Raw genomic sequence first — 14635 nt, forward strand, 5'->3', positions numbered from 1 at the left:
TGTGGCCGATCACCCTCTCAGGTCGGCTACGCATCGTCGCCTTGGTGAGCCGTTACCTCACCAACTAGCTAATGCGCCGCGGGCCCATCTGTAAGTGACAGCCGAAACCGTCTTTCAGCTTTTCCTCATGAAAGGAAAAGAATTATCCGGTATTAGCTCCGGTTTCCCGAAGTTATCCCAGTCTTACAGGCAGGTTGCCCACGTGTTACTCACCCGTCCGCCGCTGACTTCAGGGAGCAAGCTCCCATCTGTCCGCTCGACTTGCATGTATTAGGCACGCCGCCAGCGTTCGTCCTGAGCCAGGATCAAACTCTCCAAAAAAGAGTATGAGTTTAGCTCATAATTTAAAACGTTGGCTAGTGATCTTCATAAATGAAGTCACTATAAATATTGTTTGTTGACGCTTGTTTGTTTAGTTTTCAAAGAACAACTAATTATTGGAGCGGGTGAAGGGAATCGAACCCTCATCATCAGCTTGGAAGGCTGAGGTTTTACCACTAAACTACACCCGCATATAATATTGTAAGTTTCGGATGGTCGGGAAGACAGGATTCGAACCTGCGACCCCTTGGTCCCAAACCAAGTGCTCTACCAAGCTGAGCTACTTCCCGATAAATGGCGCGCCCGGCGGGATTCGAACCTACAACCTTCTGATTCGTAGTCAGATGCTCTATCCAATTGAGCTACGGGCGCTTAATTAATAAAGCAACTCTTATATGTTAACAAATATAGATCGATATGTCAACATCTTGTTTGGTGCGGCCGAGAGGACTTGAACCTCCACGGGGTTGCCCCCACTAGGCCCTCAACCTAGCGCGTCTGCCATTCCGCCACGACCGCATTTTTATTAGAGCAGATATATATCTTAACAAATCTAAGTTGTAATTTCAACTGGCAATAAATGGTGCGGGTGAAGGGAGTCGAACCCCCACGCCTTGCGGCGCCAGATCCTAAGTCTGGTGCGTCTGCCAATTCCGCCACACCCGCATACAAGTTATTAGAAATGGTGAGCCATGAAGGATTCGAACCTTCGACCCTCTGATTAAAAGTCAGATGCTCTACCAACTGAGCTAATGGCTCGCTTAATATTCAGCATCCTAAAGTAAGGACTTCGTGAGGTTTTCAATATCACGATCACATAAGCATTAAAAAATGGCTGGGCTAGCAGGATTTGAACCTGCGCATGACGGAGTCAAAGTCCGTTGCCTTACCGCTTGGCTATAGCCCATCTATAATAGTTCAATATACCGGTAAAAAATGGCGGTCCCGACGGGAATCGAACCCGCGATCTCCTGCGTGACAGGCAGGCATGTTAACCGCTACACCACGGGACCACATGAAATTAATTTTAATCTAAAAATAAAGTGACCCCTACGGGATTCGAACCCGTGTTACCGCCGTGAAAGGGCGGTGTCTTAACCGCTTGACCAAGGGGCCATTAAAAGAAAAGAAAAACCATCTGGCGGAGAAGGAGGGATTTGAACCCTCGCGCCGCTTACGCGACCTACACCCTTAGCAGGGGCGCCTCTTCAGCCACTTGAGTACTTCCCCGTTGGCTCCGCAGGTAGGACTCGAACCTACGACCGTTCGGTTAACAGCCGAATGCTCTACCACTGAGCTACTGCGGAATAATATTAACTATCGTTCGTCGATCTCTTCACCTTCGCATTGTTGTTAGGGTGAAGTCTTAATCTGTCCAAGAATATTTGCGAGCTGCCCTGCCAGTGAGTACCTCTGGAATAACGCACCCGCCTTATCGACTCTTTATATTATAAGAACGTGTTAAATGAAAGTCAAGATCTTTTTTTGAAGTGTGTTAACCAACTAATAGCTGGTTAACTACCTTAACACAGCTTTAGTAACCAGTCAACACTTCTCTTCAACTAGTTTGCCGCGGCATTTGCCACAAACATACTTAGAAGTGTCTATTCTTCTTTTCCGTTTGTATATCAAACCACAATTGCTGCATCTATAAGCTCGAACTAATCTACTTTCTCTTTTTTTCTTGGCGCCAGGAAGTACAGAGCAGAAGCGGGGGGCGTCTACATGTTTAAGCAAATTTCTAAAATCACGGTCCCGATGCTTATACCCTTTCCCTTCTAGGTGTAAATGATAATGGCATAATTCGTGCTTGATAATGCCAACCAGCTCATCTATCCCTAACTCCGCGAAATACAATTTATTTATTTCAATGTTATGGCTGTTTAACATATACCTTCCTCCGGTTGTCCGGAGCCTAGGATTAAAGAAGGCAATGTGCCTGAACGGCTTTTTAAAATACTTCAAGGAAAGATCCTCAACTAAAACCTGTAATTCTTCATTAGTCATCAGTTTGTACCGCCCGATTAGATAGTGAACATGACAACCCATTATAGCATATAGTATCTATACCTTTTATACGAAAAAAGTTACATGGGGGGATATAAATGCCAATCTGGTTTCAGAATCAAATGAAACGAGCCTTTTACGAAAAAAACAGCCATCAGATCAGAATGCTCAATCAATGCTGGTATTTTTACAGAAAGAAACACTGCGTTTAGAATAACACAGTGAATGATAGTTACCAGCATCCACGCTGCTGAACATACTCATAGCTGTCTAGAAACCTAACTTAAGATGCCTGCCTAAAGCGAAATGGCTAGGCATCTTATATCTGTTCTTAATTTTTAACCCTTATCAAGAAGCATTGTTAGAGAAACTCTGCCCTTTTTAACATCTACGCTATCCACCCATACGGTAACAACATCACCGACTGAAACCACATCGAAAGGGTGTTTCACAAACTTATTGCTTAGCTTCGAAATGTGGACAAGACCATCCTGTTTAACACCTATATCTACAAATGCTCCAAAATCCACTACATTACGGACGGTCCCCTGAAGTTCCATACCTTCTTTTAGATCTTCAAGCTTCAAAACATCCTTTTTCAATAAAGGTGCTGCCATCTCGTCACGAGGATCTCTCTCAGGCCTCATTAGGGCGTCTATAATATCTTTTAACGTGAGCTCGCCAATTTGTAGATCTGTTGCTGTTTGACTAATATTTATCTTAGAAAGTACTTCTCTAAGCTCTGCAGAACCTAAATCTTTCTTTCCAAACCCTAGACTGGATAAAAGCTGACCAACTTCATTGTAGCTTTCCGGGTGTATTCCGGTCCGATCTAGCGGCTCAGCACCATCATTAATTCTCAAAAAGCCGATCGCCTGTTCATATGTTTTGGCTCCGAGCCTTGGTATTTTCTTTAATTGCTTTCGATTGGTGAATTTCCCTTCTTCTTCTCTCTTTTTAACAATATTGCTTGCCACCGCTTTAGAAAGGCCCGAAACATATTGAAGAAGCGAAGATGAAGCTGTGTTGACATTTACCCCAACCTGGTTAACTGCTGTCTCAACTACGAATGTTAGGGACTCAGAAAGCTTTTTTTGACCGACATCGTGTTGATATTGGCCCACACCGACAGATTTAGGGTCAATTTTTACAAGCTCAGAGAGCGGATCTTGCAGCCGCCTGGCAATTGAAACAGCACTCCTTTCCTCAACCTGATAATCAGGGAACTCTTCACGAGCAACATCAGAGGCTGAGTAAACACTTGCACCCGCTTCATTTACAATTAGGTAAAAGATTTCTTTGTCTAATTCCTTTAAAATATCCGCCACGAATTGTTCTGTTTCTCTCGACGCCGTCCCGTTTCCGATGGCCACCATTTCAACATTATAATCTTTCAGAAAACGGATGATCTTTTCCCTAGCTTCATGCCTTTTGGCTGCAGGCGGGTGGGGGTAAATGACTCCAATTTCAAGCACTCTTCCAATTTCATTTACGACAGCCAGCTTACAGCCAGTTCGATATGCTGGGTCAACTCCTAAAACAACTTTTCCCTTTAACGGAGGCTGCAGTAAAAGGTTTCTTAGATTTTCGGAGAAAATGTGGATCGCTTGTTCCTCGGCCTTTTCGGTTAATTCATTTCTAATTTCACGCTCAATCGACGGTTGAATGAGGCGCTTATAACCATCTTCTACCGCTTCATACACATGCTTCGAAGCTGTAGACCGCTCAGTTTTAATCCATCTGTTATTGAGGAATCTCATAACCTTATCAACATCGGGCTTCACAGAAACTCTTAGGATGTCTTCCTTTTCTCCCCTGTTCAATGCAAGAGTACGGTGCGGAACAATTTTACTGATTGGTTCAGAATAAGTAAAGTACATTTCAAAGACCTTTTTCTCATCTTTTTCCTCGTCTTTTACTGTCGATTCAATCATTCCTGTTTTAAAAGTTTCCCGTCTAATCCATTTACGGCTTTCAGCATCGTCAGATACCATTTCTGCGATAATATCTTTCGCGCCAGAAAGCGCATCCTCAGCTGAGAGAACTTCCTTTTCCTCATTTATAAATTCAGCTGCCTTTTTGTTCAGATCCCCCTGAACAGGAAGCCCCAACAGCCATAGCGCAAGCGGCTCAAGTCCTTTTTCCTTAGCAACGGTTGCTTTAGTGCGCCGTTTTTGCTTAAAGGGACGGTATAGATCCTCCACTTCCTGAAGTTTCAAAGACTTTTCTATATTGGTCTTTATCTCTTCAGTTAGTTTCCCTTGTTCTCCAATTAGCCTGATTACTTCCTCTTTTCGTTGTTCGAGGTTTTGTATGTACTGCCATCTTTCCATTATGTTTTTTATTTGAACTTCGTCCAGAGCTCCAGTCTGTTCCTTACGGTAACGGGCAATAAATGGTACAGTGTTACCTTCATCAAGCAATTTAATAACACTTTTTACCTGTTTGGCCGAAACGGATTGTTCCACACTAATGTTCTTAAAATGAAGCTCTTGATTTTCAGCTGCTTGTTTCAAAAGACAATCCTCCAATTTTTAAAAAAGTACAGAACGCCAATTAATTTTTTAAAAGTCTAATGCGCTCGTAGCTGGACAGTTTCTAAAGCTAATTGTCATCAGTCCTTCTACTAGTGTACCAAAATCGAATATTAACGGCACATTTCAACTGGTAACATCCAAAAAAAAAGAAACTTCTCTGTTAGAGTAAGCTTCCCACGATAAAAGTTGCATCATCCATTGAATTTTGATAAAGCCTTTTGATTTCTTCGCCAATCGACTCGACAGGGAGATAACTCTTTAGGAGCGATTTAACTCCATGAATGTCAAATCCATCCGAGTATATCAAAAATTTAGAATCAGGTTCAAAGACAAACCGTTGCGTGTGGAAAACCTGCGGCCTTCCAGATAAATAACCTGTAACAGGAAGTGGGTACGTAAGCTTTCCACCATTGGAATATAGAAAGAAACGGATATTCCCAACACAACTATATACAAATTCTCTCGTTTTAAAATACACCTTAAATATTGAGACCGCTGCACCCCGTTTCTGAACGAGGTTATTATTGCAGCGTTTCATAAGTGTTTCCACATCTTCATGATGGTTGTCCTCAACCACAGAAACCACTGCTGCGGAGGCTTCATGAGCAAATTGCCCGCTGCCAAGCCCATCTGCTAACACACAAACGAAGTACTCTTCTGTCGTAGTATAAAAGTAACTGTCTCCGCACTCCGTTTTTCCTTCTTTGGTTGTCTGGTGGGCAAATAACTCTAGCTTGTCTTTAACTTCGTAGATCATGTAATACACTCCGAGTTATTCGTCTCTGCATGTATGGCTTCTTGAAGTTTCTTAATGGCTCTGCGTTGCAGGCGAGAGACATGCATTTGAGAAATACCGAGTTTGTCCCCTGCTTCTTTTTGACTAAGATTCTCCAGAAATGTATACTGAATGATCATTTTTTCACGTTCAGATAAAACGTGCAGGACTTTCTCAAGAACAAGCCTTTGATTGATTTTTTCGTAGCCGTCATCAATATTTCCAACGATGTCAAGCAACGTAACTGTACCGCCATCTGAATCAGCTTCGATAGAATGGTCAACAGATAAAGCCTGGTAGCTTTTCCCCATTTCCATCGCCTCTAAGAGCTCTTCTTCGGATACTTCAAGAGCCTCGGCGATTTCTTCCACTCTTGGGGATCTATGAAGCTGGGTCGTCAGATCTTCTACAGTTGTTTTTATTTTGGGACCTAATTCTTTTATTCTGCGAGGAACGTGGACACTCCATGTCTTGTCCCTTAAGAAGCGTTTAATCTCTCCGATAATCGTTGGTACAGCAAACGCCTCAAAGCTTTTGCCAAAAGATTCATCATATCTTCGAATAGCTCCTAGCAAGCCAAGCATGCCGACCTGGGCAATATCCTCATGGAAAGAACGACCTTTTGAATATTTCCTTGCAATTGTTTCAACTAGATTTTTATAATTGAGGACCAGCTCATTCTGGGCAGATTCATCTTCGTGAAGTTGGTAGGCTCTGATTAAATCGTTGATTTCTTCCTTTGTTTTTTGATTAGGTTGAGATTGTCTCTGCATCTCTCTCCACCTGCTCTCCTTCTCGGTACTTCGTCATAAAGACGGTAACCCCTTCTTTATGATGAATTCTAACTTCGTCCATCAATGTTTCGATCAGATAGAGCCCTAATCCTCCTTCACGTAAGAATTCCACAGAATCATTCTGGTCGTAAGGTCCTATACCTTGGCGCGCCGAGTTAAAATCAAAACTCTGCCCACTGTCTGCTACCATTACTTCTAGACGATTTTGATACAAACCGAACCCAATAACAACTTCACCTTGTTCATTCATATTATAGGCATGCTGCACAGCGTTCGTACAAGCTTCGCTAGTAGCAATCTTCAGGTCTTCAATTTCGTCATAAGAAAAACCCATTCTGCTGGCAATCCCAGATAGAGTCAGACGAATCACTCCAACAAACTCCGGTTTGGCCGGGATTTTCATTTCAATGTAGTCAAACGGTTGTGTCATTGTACTCCACCCTCTATCTGGCTGTTAATATCAATAATGTCAGCTAGTCCGGTGATTTCGAACAGCCTTTGCAAGCGTTCAGATAGTCCAACCAGCTTAAATTCTCCACCTTGGGCTCGGACGTTTTTAAAGACACCTACAAACACACCTAGCCCGGTACTGTCCATATAAGATACTTCAGATAAATTCACAACCATCTTCACTCCGGCCTTCTCTGAAATAGGAAAAAGCGTTTCGCGGAGCTTTGGGGCTGTATAAGCGTCAATTTCACCGACTACTTTAATTTCCGTAAAATCTTCTGTTTCTTTAACATCTATTACAATATTCATCAATGACCCACCTCTTTGCATTCAATTGCTTTTTAAATTTACCCACAGGCTTACATAGTTAAACATTTCTTTTTAAAATAATTAAGGTAAAATCATCCCGCAATTGAAAGTGTTGGAGTTTTTCGAGATCTTTATAGATATTATTAACAATATCCTGAGCGCCTAAGTGAATATATTTATTAATATAAGCAATCAGTGTTTCTCTTTCGATGAAACCTTCTTCAGTGCGGCATTCAGTAACTCCATCTGACATTAGGACAATCATGTCTCCCGGGAAAACTTCTTTTTCATACTGCTTGTATACTGTTTTCTTTTCCACACCAAGGAGCAGGCCTTTTGCCCGCAATTCAATGTATTCTTTTGTTTCTGCACTATAGTAAAACCCTGGTTCGTGGCCTGCAGAGGCGTAATAGAAAAGGTTGTTTGCAGGATTAAACATCCCATAAAACATTGTGATAAACATGCTTGGATCCACGTTTTGTTCAACAACCCTATTTAGATTCTCTAGGATGCTGCTGGGTCCATAATGGTTTTCCGGAAGGCTATCCATGGCGTATTTAATCATAGACATACAAAGCGCTGCAGGAATTCCTTTTCCTATTACATCTGCGATTGCTACACTTATACAATTGTTCTCATCCTGAACAAAGTGAAAATAGTCACCATTCATATGTCTTGCAGGCACACTAATCGCCCCGATATCCATTCCTTCCACCTTAGGTACATTTGTTCCTAAAAGCGTTTGCTGAACATTGGCGGCAATTTCCATTTCAGATCTTAATTCTTCTTGCATATGGCGAAGGCTTTGATGTTCCCGATAGGCTAGACCATAGCCAATCATTACTTCTAACAGAATATCAAAAGAGTTGATAACCTTTTCAGGGATATCAGGATACATTTCAGTTAGCAAGCTCTTATGGATACTGATTATTTCCTCTGGAGAAATTTTATGTTCAATCGACTTCCGGCTGAATTTCTGACCGGCATAAAGGGCTTGCTCCGATTGTTCTTGTATATATTTTTCCAGTATATCCCTATACTTTGATTCCATCGTTTCTCGGAAGTCCATCCTGTTTCCTCCTAACGGAGCCATTTGGTTGCTATAATCTTCGTCCCATTCCCAGGAGAAGAGTCAATATCGAACTGATCCATCAGTCGTTTGACACCTGGAAGACCAGCTCCTAGGCCCCCGGATGTTGAATAGCCATCCTCCATTACTTGGCGTATCTCGCTAATTCCCGGGCCACTATCAGCTGCATTGATTCGCAACCCCACTTTGCCATTTTCGTTTAATTTATCAATACAAATTTGTCCTTTACCGGCATAAAGATAGATGTTTCGCGCCAATTCGCTGATTGCCGTGGTAATCCTTGCTTGGTCAACCGTTCCAAACCCAAGCTCTTTCGCGACATTTCTCCCAAGTTGACGGGCTGCCACGATGTCCCATTCATTAATAATTGTTACGCAGGATTGGATGTCCATACAGTTAATCCCCCAATTCCTGTTGTAATTTCTCCAAACCTTTTTCTAAATCTAATGCAGTTAGGACATCATCTAGACCAATTCCTAGTTCAATCAGCGTAATTGCAACAGCTGGCTGAATGCCGGTAATGACTACTTTAGCTCCCATAAGCTTAGACATATTAATTACGTCTCCTAAAACTTTCGCTATAAATGAATCAATGAAGTCAATGGATGTAAGGTCGATTACAACTCCATTTGCACTTGTTTCATGTATTTTATGAAGTAAGTCTTCCTGAAATTGAAGGGCTGTTTGGTCATCCAATTCCCATTGAATGGAGACTAGCAAGCAATCATGTAATTTTAGAATTGGTATTCTCATTTTTCTCCCTCCATCTCAACAATTTTTCGGTTAGTAATTTCTAGCGCTGCTTCAATACCCTTTTTCAAGGTATTTTTAGTAGTAAACTGATTTAAATTTATACCAAGGTTTACAATCGTCTGGGCTATTTCTGGACGAATTCCAACGAGCATACACTTTGCTCCAATCAAACGAACCGCATCAGCTGCCTGGATAATATGATGAGCCACCATTGTATCGACTACTGGTACCCCAGTAATATCAATTAGGACGACCTCGGAACGGTGCTTAGCTGCACCGTTTAATAAATTTTCCATGATCTGCTTCGCACGTTCAGTATCGATAGTACCAACTAAAGGCATGACTGTGATACCGTCAAAAACAGGAATAAGGGGAGCAGAGAGCTCTTGGAGAGCTATTTTCTGCAATGAAACAGTCCTTTCCCATGTTCTTGAATAAACACTAACAATTTCGTTATTCATTGGGGTAACCCAGTTGTCAAACTCATAAACAAGCTCCATTTGGTTCTCTTGATTGACAATTCCCTCTTTTTTCATTTCCTCAAAGACAATTTGGGCAAATGTATGAAGGCCTTTAGTCACAAAGTTTAACGGCCATCCTAAACGGACAACTTTTTCTGCAAAGTCGGAAAGCTTTGACTCAAACTCCTCGTTTGAGTCTTTTATATTTGAAATAATTAAATCGATAAATTCCTTGCTTGTTCCAACAAACACTTGATCTGAAACGAGCCTTAATACTCTATCTTCAGCGGTTGATCGAGTGATATCAATCCACTCACTTAGAATCCTCTGTTGATTAGTCTCAATGTAATTAGAAATTGCCTTATTCATCAAATCCTCCCATTCTCCTTTACAAAGCTTTTATATTACCCTCTTTTTCCTTATTGTAAACCAGGTTTTAGTATGTAAGAAATAAACATTTATACAAGTTGCTCTATATCAATTAAATGATAACAGTTTTATACAGTCAAATAAAAGACATACGCTGTTGTTTTCTTGGGAACTTCTCTTAGTTTATTTATTATCTTACCTGATATCCCCTTTTGATACACTTTGTCATGTTAAAAGGTTGAGCTGTTTTTTGACTAATGATGGTAGTATGCTCGAAAAAACTATACGCTTTCAGCAGACGAACTATCCGTGTGAGCTGGAGAGGACAATGCATACATAGTTTTGAAATTTTATAATTTCCCAAACCACAAAAAAGACAAGCTTTTAAGCTTGCCCCAATAGCAGAACATCCGGTTTGTTAAAGTATGTACCTATAAGGCTATGTTAAAAGATTTGCCCAATCTTTTAACATAGCCTTATAAAAAACGCTCCTTTAGAGAGCGTGCTTTTCAAGCTAGAATTCGATAAGACCTAAACTTACTTGAAGGGCTTCATCCACTTTTTCCATCATTTCGTCATCGAGATGAGTAATCTTATCGGTTAAGCGTTGCTTATCAATGGTACGGATTTGTTCTAGCAGGATGACCGAATCCCGTTCAAATCCATAACGCTTCGCATCAATTTCAACATGTGTGGGCAGTTTTGCTTTTTGAATTTGTGCAGTGATTGCTGCAACAATTACTGTGGGACTAAACCGATTCCCGATGTCGTTTTGGATGACAAGCACAGGGCGGACACCGCCTTGTTCTGAACCAACAACTGGGGATAGGTCCGCAAAATAAACGTCACCACGCTTGACAATCAAAGGATTATCCTCCGCTTACTAATCGTTCAACTGTGTGTTCTGCCTCATATTCTGCTTGGAATGCTTCGGATGCAATTGTTAAGTTGATTTTGGCCATTTCCATATAGCCGCGTCTCATGGACTCACGAATCTGTCTCTTTTTCTTATCGCGCAGATACATTTTAGTTGCCTGATAAATAAATTCACTGCGATTTAAATTTTCAAGTTTGACAAAACCATCTAATTCGGTCAATAGATGCTGCGGTAACTTCACCAAGATCTCTGTTGTTGCGCTGGACTCAGACACAAACATACACCTCCACCATCATCACTACATACCGTTCTTTTTCTTTATATCTCTACCACTACTAATATTATCACTAATTGGGCTCTGTGCAAAGATTAATTAGTAATTCTTAAGTATTATCGGCCAAAAATTTGTTGTTTTATGCATGCAATACATTGACTTTATTGAAACTGTTAACTTTTTCCGACAGCTAGACCAATCAATTCTTCTCAGTTTTAAATGACTGATTATAGAGACATATGGCGGCTTCAGGCTCAAATTCTACAATGGTCGAATGCTTATTTAATCTGTCCAATTTTCCAGCAGATTATTTTAACAGAAGAAAACAGGCCCTTAAGCTTGAGCCTGTTGTCACATTCAGCAGTATTACCTTTAGCAGCCAGCTAACACCTTGGTCACCCATTAAGTTTTGCTGGTGTACTCCAATTACTTTACAAGTGTGTCCCCTTGAACAGATCTTGCGAGGGAAACCATTTCATCAGGAGTCAGCTCATTGGACGCGATCATATATTCAATGCCTTGGTTAGTCCAGGTAACGGAAGTTTCTGTAACTGCCCCAATTGTAAACCCTAGGTCAGCAGGCTGCCCGTTTACTGGGATAGCAGAGGCCGTTGCAGGCATCACATCTGCTTTCTCCTGAACAAGCGTAAAGGACTTTTCACCATCATAAGTTAAAACGACTCGTTTGCCATTTTCTGTGCTCATTGATTTCTCTTCGATTAAGGTAACACCTGGAATTTCAACCGTAGGATATTTAACGGAAAACTCTTTGTCTTTGACTTCGGCCATTACTGGCACCTCAAGCTGAGCTCCAGTCATATTTTTTTCAACATCAAAGGCATCCTTATCAAAGTTGGTGCCAAACTTAACTTCTGAAAATTCAACAGTAACCAATGAATTTCTGTCCGGATCCATTACCTTCACACTGACTGGAGACAAATCCTTTTTACTAAGCTTGATTTCCTGGATCGGGAGCATTTGATTGTTTTGATAGCGGGTTTTCGTCTCAAATACATAGTGGTTTTTCGTAGCGGAAAATTTAGCTTCCTTGTCTTCGATTATGTCCCTTACTAAAGATTCGTACAAATATGCCTGACTGCTATTTTGAGGCCAGTCACTTTGGAACCGAAAGCTTTTGTTAAGGGCAGGTGTTAAAACAAAAACTCCTTCGTCATTACGAAGAATCATCTGGCTTTGATCCTTCTGGGCATTTTTTAGATTTACCCGATAGAAGGCTGGATCCCTGTGCCAGATTTCGACATCGTAAACCTGTGGCTCCGTGCCCATTTGCAATGTCATTTTGGCTTTTGCCTTGTAACTTTTTAAATCCTCAAGCGTTCCATCCAGTTCCTTAACCACAGCTTCCTGTGATTTTGTACCGCAGGCAGCCAAAACAAAAATAACCATCAGCCCGGCGAGAAGCAGCAACAACTTTTTCTTCATTCCTTCAACCCCTTTTGTCTCATTTCATCTTGGAAAAGGAGAGAAAACACCAGGATTACGACATCATTTAGATCTTGACTGTTCTCTTAACAGCCGTCCCCTAAAATCCATGTTCCCGCCGCCTGGCCTTGTCTCTCCGTTGCACTATGAATATATGAGACAACCTGGGTGAATATTACATCTAACTATGACAAGCTGATTTAAAAATTGTTTTTTTCAATTATCACTTGGGCAACTGCATAGTGTTCACTGTGAGAGATTGACAGATGTACTCCTTCTGTAAAAGGCTTAGTAATAAATGGCCGGCCCTTTTCATCCTTTCCAATCTCAATATCTTGAAAAGAGAGCTCCGACCCAATTCCTGTTCCAGCTGCTTTGGAAAAAGCCTCTTTGGCTGCATATCGGCCAGCTAGAAACTCTACTTTCCTTCTTCCTTTTAATTGTAAATATCTAGTTCGTTCCGTTTCACATAAAATACGTTCAAAAAACCTGGTTTGCCGTTCAGCAGCTTTGCAGATCCTATCTATTTCCACGATATCAATTCCTATTCCGGTAATCATGCTATTCTCCTTTAAAAGAAATTTCTATGCATAAAGAGTAAATGCAGGCAGTAGCATTTTAAAAGCGAAAACGCTATCCTTTATATAATAGAATAACAGGAGGAATCATATGTTTACCAGAACAGAAAACTTCCGCGAATTTATTCGTTTTTATCCCGCAACATCCTTTATCCTATTCATCCATTTACTTTTATTTATTCCGACTGTTTTACCGATTCTCCCAGGCAAATTGATTTTTGAGCAATTGTCCGGAGTCAACCTTTATATTCTTGAAGGTGAGTACTGGAGGCTCGTTACTCCTATTTTCGTTCATAGCGGTTTTCCTCATGTTCTTTTCAACAGCTTTTCACTTGTCTTATTCGGCCCTGCCCTTGAGCGAATGCTTGGTAAAGGAAAGTTCCTGTTTGTTTATCTTACTGCAGGAATTGCTGCTAATTTGGCTACCTTGCTCTTAGAGCCGGTCACATATACACATGTCGGTGCTAGCGGCGCTATTTACGGCTTGTTTGGCTTTTATCTTTCCCTGATTTTTTTCAACAGGCATATGCTTAGCAATGAAAACTCTCAAATCATCTTAACGATTGCTGCTATAGGCATTATTATGACCTTTATTCAACCGAACATAAACATTACCGCCCATATCTTCGGGCTCGTGGCAGGATTCTTCATCGGCCTGTTAATGTTCCCGGGCAAAGCCGACTTTTCAGCCCCATTTCCGAGCAGAAGGCGCAGACCTTTTACCAAAACGAACATTCCCCTTCCGAAACTCCTTCTATGGGGAGGAATTGCCCTTTTAGCCATAATCGGATTCCTTTTAAACTGAAACTGAAAAGCGGAGCCGACTGTCCAGAATCGAGCAAACTGGAGATTCCGACAAAGAAGCGGGTTGTGCTTCTGTCGGAGGAATTGAAGTTTGCCGAGATTCTAGGAGGCGCAGCTAGACAAGAAAAGCAGAGGTGCCTCGAACAACCCCGACAAGCGCTGGAGAGCTTGAAGGTGAAGTCGTTCTTTGACTTCATCAGCAAGATCGAAGCGACTCGAGGGGTTAGGCACCGCAGCTAGACAAGAAAAGCGGAGGCGACTGTCCAGGGGCGACAGACATAAGGCGAGCGCTGACAGAAGGCGTCCTTTGCCTTCCGAAGCGATTGACTTATGATTCCGAGCCCCTAGGAGGCGCAGCTGGACAAGAAAAGCGGAGGTGCCTCGAACAACCCCGACAAGCGCTGGAGGGCTTGAAGGTGAAGTCGTTCTTTGACTTCATCAGCAAGATCGAAGCGACTCGAGGGGTTAGGCACCGCAGCTAGACAAGAAAAGCGGAGGCGACTGTCCAGAAACGAGCAAACTGGAGATTCCGACAAAGAAGCGGGGTGTGCTTCTGTCGGAGGAATTGAAGTTTGCCGAGATTCTAGGAGGCGCAGCTAGACAAGAAAAGCGGAGCCGATTCGAGCAACTTCAAAAAAGCGCCCCAGGGGCGCTTCAGACTGTAGACAAACTCGATGAAAATCGTGTTTGTTTACAGTCTTATTTGGTTGGTGGTGGAATGGGGGCTGTTGATTTCCGTTCCAGGCGCTTCGCTTTCCGCGGGGCCGGCGCTGAGCCTCCTCGCCGCCGTTGG

The 14635-nt window shown here is 42.0% G+C and carries 17 protein-coding genes, 11 tRNA genes and 1 rRNA gene; 3 read left to right on the forward strand and 26 right to left on the reverse strand.

From position 1 onward, the window contains the following. From HRJ06_RS22590 to HRJ06_RS22650, 13 genes are all read right to left on the reverse strand, one after another. Positions 1-321: ribosomal RNA gene (locus HRJ06_RS22590) — 16S ribosomal RNA — on the reverse strand; the annotation flags it as partial. A gap of 117 nt (positions 322-438) precedes the next feature. After that, positions 439-512: transfer RNA gene (locus tag HRJ06_RS22595), tRNA-Gly, on the reverse strand. Between the two features lie 22 nt (positions 513-534). Beyond that, positions 535-611, reverse strand: a tRNA-Pro gene (locus HRJ06_RS22600). A 5-nt stretch (positions 612-616) separates the two neighbouring features. Continuing rightward, positions 617-693: transfer RNA gene (locus HRJ06_RS22605), tRNA-Arg, on the reverse strand. A gap of 61 nt (positions 694-754) precedes the next feature. Then, positions 755-840, reverse strand: a tRNA-Leu gene (locus HRJ06_RS22610). A 62-nt stretch (positions 841-902) separates the two neighbouring features. Then, positions 903-987, reverse strand: a tRNA-Leu gene (locus tag HRJ06_RS22615). Between the two features lie 17 nt (positions 988-1004). After that, positions 1005-1080, reverse strand: a tRNA-Lys gene (locus HRJ06_RS22620). A 73-nt stretch (positions 1081-1153) separates the two neighbouring features. Next, positions 1154-1228 (reverse strand) — tRNA-Gln (locus HRJ06_RS22625). Between the two features lie 30 nt (positions 1229-1258). Further along, positions 1259-1334, reverse strand: a tRNA-Asp gene (locus HRJ06_RS22630). Positions 1335-1365: 31 nt separating this feature from the next. Next, positions 1366-1437: transfer RNA gene (locus HRJ06_RS22635), tRNA-Glu, on the reverse strand. A gap of 23 nt (positions 1438-1460) precedes the next feature. Then, a tRNA-Ser gene (locus tag HRJ06_RS22640) sits at positions 1461-1551 on the reverse strand. A 2-nt stretch (positions 1552-1553) separates the two neighbouring features. After that, positions 1554-1628 (reverse strand) — tRNA-Asn (locus HRJ06_RS22645). Between the two features lie 238 nt (positions 1629-1866). Then, entirely contained in the window at positions 1867-2328 is a 462-nt protein-coding gene (locus HRJ06_RS22650) for a SprT family protein (protein WP_174735196.1), read from the reverse strand. A 98-nt stretch (positions 2329-2426) separates the two neighbouring features. On the opposite strand from HRJ06_RS22650, the gene cmpA reads away from it, so the two are divergent. Then, positions 2427-2540, forward strand: coding sequence for a cortex morphogenetic protein CmpA (cmpA, locus tag HRJ06_RS22655; protein WP_174735197.1), 114 nt, complete (start codon positions 2427-2429; stop codon positions 2538-2540). Positions 2541-2666: 126 nt separating this feature from the next. Here cmpA and HRJ06_RS22660 read toward each other — a convergent pair whose 3' ends face one another. The 13 genes from HRJ06_RS22660 to acpS all read right to left on the reverse strand — a co-directional run bounded on the left by HRJ06_RS22660 (position 2667) and on the right by acpS (position 13020). Next, on the reverse strand, positions 2667-4844 hold the full coding sequence (locus HRJ06_RS22660) for a Tex family protein (protein ID WP_174735198.1): 2178 nt from the start codon (positions 4842-4844) through the stop codon (positions 2667-2669). A 181-nt stretch (positions 4845-5025) separates the two neighbouring features. Then, positions 5026-5622: a PP2C family serine/threonine-protein phosphatase gene (locus HRJ06_RS22665; protein ID WP_174735199.1), complete on the reverse strand. Its 597-nt coding sequence runs from the start codon at positions 5620-5622 to the stop codon at positions 5026-5028. Beyond that, positions 5619-6413, reverse strand: a complete 795-nt coding sequence (gene sigB, locus HRJ06_RS22670) for an RNA polymerase sigma factor SigB (RefSeq protein WP_174735200.1) — start codon at positions 6411-6413, stop codon at positions 5619-5621. Before sigB ends, HRJ06_RS22665 begins: the two co-directional genes overlap by 4 nt. Then, a complete protein-coding gene (gene rsbW / locus HRJ06_RS22675; RefSeq protein ID WP_174735201.1) occupies positions 6391-6864 on the reverse strand; it encodes an anti-sigma B factor RsbW in 474 nt (157 codons plus the stop codon). The genes sigB and rsbW overlap by 23 nt, the downstream gene beginning before the upstream one ends. Further along, positions 6861-7193, reverse strand: coding sequence for an anti-sigma factor antagonist (locus HRJ06_RS22680; RefSeq protein ID WP_174735202.1), 333 nt, complete (start codon positions 7191-7193; stop codon positions 6861-6863). The genes rsbW and HRJ06_RS22680 overlap by 4 nt, the downstream gene beginning before the upstream one ends. Before the next feature lie 58 nt (positions 7194-7251). Beyond that, entirely contained in the window at positions 7252-8262 is a 1011-nt protein-coding gene (locus HRJ06_RS22685; RefSeq protein WP_174735203.1) for a PP2C family protein-serine/threonine phosphatase, read from the reverse strand. A gap of 11 nt (positions 8263-8273) precedes the next feature. Beyond that, on the reverse strand, positions 8274-8675 hold the full coding sequence (locus HRJ06_RS22690; RefSeq protein WP_174735204.1) for an anti-sigma regulatory factor: 402 nt from the start codon (positions 8673-8675) through the stop codon (positions 8274-8276). A gap of 4 nt (positions 8676-8679) precedes the next feature. Continuing rightward, complete coding sequence (locus HRJ06_RS22695; protein ID WP_009795789.1) at positions 8680-9036, reverse strand: STAS domain-containing protein; 357 nt, start codon at positions 9034-9036, stop codon at positions 8680-8682. Further along, positions 9033-9866: an RsbT co-antagonist protein RsbRA gene (locus tag HRJ06_RS22700; protein ID WP_174735205.1), complete on the reverse strand. Its 834-nt coding sequence runs from the start codon at positions 9864-9866 to the stop codon at positions 9033-9035. Before HRJ06_RS22700 ends, HRJ06_RS22695 begins: the two co-directional genes overlap by 4 nt. 514 nt (positions 9867-10380) lie before the next feature. After that, positions 10381-10731 (reverse strand): type II toxin-antitoxin system endoribonuclease NdoA, encoded by a 351-nt coding sequence (gene ndoA / locus HRJ06_RS22705; protein ID WP_007083556.1) that lies wholly within the window; start codon positions 10729-10731, stop codon positions 10381-10383. A 4-nt stretch (positions 10732-10735) separates the two neighbouring features. Next, positions 10736-11017, reverse strand: coding sequence for an antitoxin endoai (locus HRJ06_RS22710; protein WP_174735206.1), 282 nt, complete (start codon positions 11015-11017; stop codon positions 10736-10738). A 426-nt stretch (positions 11018-11443) separates the two neighbouring features. Then, complete coding sequence (locus HRJ06_RS22715) at positions 11444-12460, reverse strand: LolA family protein (protein WP_174735207.1); 1017 nt, start codon at positions 12458-12460, stop codon at positions 11444-11446. A 200-nt stretch (positions 12461-12660) separates the two neighbouring features. Beyond that, positions 12661-13020: a holo-ACP synthase gene (gene acpS / locus HRJ06_RS22720; RefSeq protein ID WP_174735208.1), complete on the reverse strand. Its 360-nt coding sequence runs from the start codon at positions 13018-13020 to the stop codon at positions 12661-12663. A gap of 109 nt (positions 13021-13129) precedes the next feature. Between acpS and HRJ06_RS22725 the strand changes: the two genes are divergently transcribed. Both HRJ06_RS22725 and HRJ06_RS22730 read left to right on the forward strand, forming a co-directional pair. After that, positions 13130-13843 carry a rhomboid family intramembrane serine protease gene (locus tag HRJ06_RS22725; protein WP_174735209.1) on the forward strand — a complete coding sequence of 238 codons (714 nt, stop codon included), beginning with the start codon at positions 13130-13132 and terminating at the stop codon, positions 13841-13843. A 546-nt stretch (positions 13844-14389) separates the two neighbouring features. Then, the coding region (locus HRJ06_RS22730; RefSeq protein WP_174735210.1) for a hypothetical protein at positions 14390-14635 on the forward strand (246 nt) is incomplete at its 3' end.

Source organism: Mesobacillus harenae (genome assembly GCF_013343715.1).
In the GTDB taxonomy this organism is placed as follows: Bacteria; Bacillota; Bacilli; order Bacillales; family Cytobacillaceae; genus Mesobacillus_A; species Mesobacillus_A harenae.

Excerpts from the sequence above, each read along its gene's own strand:
- sigB (WP_174735200.1), bottom strand. The coding sequence starts at position 6,413 with ATGCAGAGACAATCTCAACCTAATCAAAAAACAAAGGAAGAAATCAAC.
- rsbW (WP_174735201.1), bottom strand. The coding sequence starts at position 6,864 with ATGACACAACCGTTTGACTACATTGAAATGAAAATCCCGGCCAAACCG.
- HRJ06_RS22650 (WP_174735196.1), bottom strand. The coding sequence starts at position 2,328 with ATGACTAATGAAGAATTACAGGTTTTAGTTGAGGATCTTTCCTTGAAG.
- HRJ06_RS22680 (WP_174735202.1), bottom strand. The coding sequence starts at position 7,193 with ATGAATATTGTAATAGATGTTAAAGAAACAGAAGATTTTACGGAAATT.
- HRJ06_RS22725 (WP_174735209.1), top strand. The coding sequence starts at position 13,130 with ATGTTTACCAGAACAGAAAACTTCCGCGAATTTATTCGTTTTTATCCC.
- HRJ06_RS22715 (WP_174735207.1), bottom strand. The coding sequence starts at position 12,460 with ATGAAGAAAAAGTTGTTGCTGCTTCTCGCCGGGCTGATGGTTATTTTT.
- HRJ06_RS22690 (WP_174735204.1), bottom strand. The coding sequence starts at position 8,675 with ATGGACATCCAATCCTGCGTAACAATTATTAATGAATGGGACATCGTG.
- HRJ06_RS22700 (WP_174735205.1), bottom strand. The coding sequence starts at position 9,866 with ATGAATAAGGCAATTTCTAATTACATTGAGACTAATCAACAGAGGATT.
- acpS (WP_174735208.1), bottom strand. The coding sequence starts at position 13,020 with ATGATTACCGGAATAGGAATTGATATCGTGGAAATAGATAGGATCTGC.
- HRJ06_RS22695 (WP_009795789.1), bottom strand. The coding sequence starts at position 9,036 with ATGAGAATACCAATTCTAAAATTACATGATTGCTTGCTAGTCTCCATT.
- HRJ06_RS22665 (WP_174735199.1), bottom strand. The coding sequence starts at position 5,622 with ATGATCTACGAAGTTAAAGACAAGCTAGAGTTATTTGCCCACCAGACA.
- HRJ06_RS22685 (WP_174735203.1), bottom strand. The coding sequence starts at position 8,262 with ATGGACTTCCGAGAAACGATGGAATCAAAGTATAGGGATATACTGGAA.
- cmpA (WP_174735197.1), top strand. The coding sequence starts at position 2,427 with ATGCCAATCTGGTTTCAGAATCAAATGAAACGAGCCTTTTACGAAAAA.